The organism is Streptomyces sp. 8L (assembly GCF_020176795.1).
Lineage (GTDB): Bacteria > Actinomycetota > Actinomycetes > Streptomycetales > Streptomycetaceae > Streptomyces.
The window spans coordinates 1-3273 of the sequence record NZ_JAIUKE010000746.1 but is presented as its reverse complement, the minus strand read 5'-3'; the positions used below and the strand labels follow the sequence as shown (position 1 = coordinate 3273).

Genomic DNA, 3273 nt, shown 5'->3' with positions numbered 1-3273 from the left:
CGTGGGGAGGCCGACTGGGGGGTCGGCGACACGGTGGGGCGCTGTGGGCCCTGGTTCGTGTCGTGGGGCCGGTGTCTGGATGGCGGGCGGTGTACTCAGCCCGGTCCGGCGCTCGGCTCCCCGGTATGTCCACCACCGTGCGAGAGGGCCCTGGGCGCTGGCAAACATGTGACCTACGACCCCATATAGTTACAAAACGGACAAAGGGGGTCGAGGGCCTCCCGTGCGGGGGCAAGCCTCCCCGTAGGTCTACTAGGCGGGGCCCTGTGTGACGCGGGCCCTATGCCCGAGCTCACAAGGGAACGCCTCTTCCTCTACGCCGTGTCACGACCCGTAAGCGGCGCAGACCCCCCTCGATCGCCCGGCGGTCATCCCCTTCAGCTGCCCTGCGGACGGGGTGTCGCGCGCGCTGCTTTCGCGCGTACGGCGCTCCCGCGCACCGCTCTCGTACGCACGGCCGTGTGTACGGCCGCCCCGCGGGCACCGCCCCGGCAGGCACGGCCCCGCGCACCGCTCTCGTACACACCGCCCCCGGCAGGCAGCCGCTCCCGAAGGCGTCGACGCATGCGTCGACCGGGCGGCCAGTGGGCTTACGGTGCTCAGCGGGCCGGTGGGGAGCCGGTGGCTCGCGGCTCACCCACTGGTCGCGGTGCTACGGGCGGCACCGGTACCGAACGGCGCTGGACCGTCCCCGGGGACCACCCGTACCCCCAGGCCGTGCACGCGGTAGATGCAGACGCCGTCGCCCCACAGTGTCGCCTCGGCGGTGGCGTACGCGCCCCGTGTGTCGCGGGCGGCCTCAAGGATCTCCATGTCCACCCTGATCAGCCGGTTGGCGGGGGTGATCTGGCCGCGGTAGGTCCACGTCACCTCCCGGTCCGGCAGCACCGGCTCGAACCGGGCGTTTGGAATGCCCTCGGCCACGCCTCGTTCGAGCAGGTAGTACTGGAGCAGCTGGCACATCGCCTCGATGCCCAACGAGCCCGGCTGGACCGGGTCCTGGAAGAAGTGCGCCCGGAAGAACCACTCGGCGGGATCGACGTCCTTCTCCGACCGCAACCGCCCGAGCCCCGCACGGCCCGCCCGGGGCCAGTAACCGGTGACGCGGTCCAGCATCAGCAGCATGGGGCCCGGCAGGCGCGCCGCACCGGCGCCCCGGTGCGCGGGGCGCCGGCTGAGGTCGGCGGTGCCCGGGCCGGGTTCGTCGATACGGGCCCGGTCCCTGGCCGACACCACGAGGCCGGTCTGCTGGGCGAAGGCCGAGGGCGGGAAGTAGCCGAACACCGTGGAGAGTTGGAAGATCGGGACGCCGTCCGCGGTGCACCGTACCTGGAACGACTCGATGATCATGTCACCGCTGCGGGAGATACGGACCAGTTCGGCACGGGTGCGTACCGTCCCGGTCGCGGGGGTGACTTCACCGGTGACGGTCCCCGACCCGTCGAGGTTGCGGAACAACAGGTCGGAGCCGGTCGTCAGTGCGCTGCCCACGTAGGACGCCAGCCAGCCGCACGGTTGCAGCGCGACCTCAAGGAGCACGGCGAACGGCATCGTCAGACCGCCGCTCTGCTCGAAGTACCAGGCCAGGTCCGGCACGTCGTACTCGGCGACGACGCTGCTCCCCTCCCGCATGCCTCCCGGTTCGCCGTCCACCTGTGCGACGCGGCTCATGAAGTGGTACGGAGGGCCGGGCAGCCGCGCCACCCTGCGGGTCCCGTCGAACGGTGTGTACGCGGCCCCGAACGCCTCGCTCGGCCTGCCCCAGGCGCAGGCCAGCAAGGACGCGTAGCCGAAGGAGAATCCGTCGACGGCCGCCACCCGGCCGGTGTCCCGGTGCCCCGCAAGTCCGCCGAGTACCGGAAGAGGCACCGGGGCGCCGCTGGTCTGCACGACGGGCGGCCCGGACCGGCGCCAGTGCGAGAGCGGCCAGTCGGGCACCAGCCGCAGCGCCACGTCCCGGCCGTGGAACGCCTTAGTCCCGTCCACGGTCCCGAGGACGTCGGCGTGCAGCGTCGGCAGCGGCCCGGACGACACACCGCGCACGAACACCTCGTAGACGACCCGGCGGCTGTCCGGCGTGGCCTGGCCACGGCAACTGGCCGTGAACGGGGCCTCGTCGACGGGTTCGAAGCGCCATCCGTCCCGGTCCAGCGTGAAGCCCATCGCCGCCAGGTAGAACGCCATCGCCTGCAGGCCGCCCTGGAGCATCAGGGTGCCGGGCATGCAGGGGTCGTTCTTGAAGTGCCCGGCGAAGAACCAGTCGGCCGGAGACAGCGGGGTCTCCGCGCGGAGGTAGCCGCGGCCCCACGGACCACCGGCCGGGTCGAACTCGGTGACCTCGTGCAGCAGCCGCAGCCGCCCGCCGTCGGTCCCGGGGGAGCGGACGTGGGCCGCGGCAGCCTCCCATCCGGGACCGAAGCAGTCGGCCGGCCGCCCCTCCGCCAGAGCCCGCACCCGCTCCGCCGGGAAGGCGCTCAACTCGCAGCGCACCGCGGGCGGGTCGAGCGGCAGCCCGTCGCCGGGCGGGTGGTCGGCCGGGTCCCACCGCACCCCGCCGCTGCCGGAGAGTTCGGCCGGGGTGAAGAAGCCCGCCCGGCCGTGCCGGACGCTGAGCCTGAGCTCGCCGTCCACCGAGCAGTCGTAGTGGAAGAAGAACACGCGGACGCCCCGGTGTTCCGCGTGGCCGTCGATGTGGATCTCGTAGCGCAGTGTGTCTCCCGCCTCGGGCGGCCCGCCGTGGAAGGTGAGTTCGCAGCCGAGCAGCCGGTAGGCACGCTCACCCCGGTTGAGGAGGTCGACGCCGAGCCAGCTGAGGAGCAACAGGTCCGCCTGGCCGGCTTCGACCATCAGACCGGCCGGCATGCGGCCGGTGGTGTCGAGGTACCAGCTGTCGGCCCGCACGTCGGTCTCGGTCCAGATCCTGCCCGTCGCACGCCCAGGCCGGGGCCCGACGAGCGCCGCGGGCTCCGCGTCGATCCCCAGCACACGGTCGGCGAGCAGCATGGGCGGTTCGGGCATGCGGGTCTGTACCGCGTACGTGTCCTGCGCGGCGAACCGGGTTCCGAAGAGCGCCGAGATCTCCCGGGAGGCGAGATGTTCGAGCTGCGCCCGGTCGAACGCCGGACCGGGGAAAGGAGCGGCGGAAGAGGCCGTAGGGGTGGCAGGAGCGGCAGGAGCAGCAGGAGCGACAAGAGAGGCGCGGGAGACGGGTGCGACGAGTGACGGAGGAGTGGGAGGGGAGGAGGCAGAGCCGGTAGCGGGGAGAGCCAGGGG

At 72.6% G+C, this 3273-nt stretch carries 1 pseudogene; it reads right to left on the bottom strand.

The annotated features are described in order from the left end of the window. Positions 1-633 precede the first annotated feature (633 nt). A pseudogene (locus LCE31_RS38175) lies at positions 634-3273 on the bottom strand (type I polyketide synthase); the annotation flags it as partial.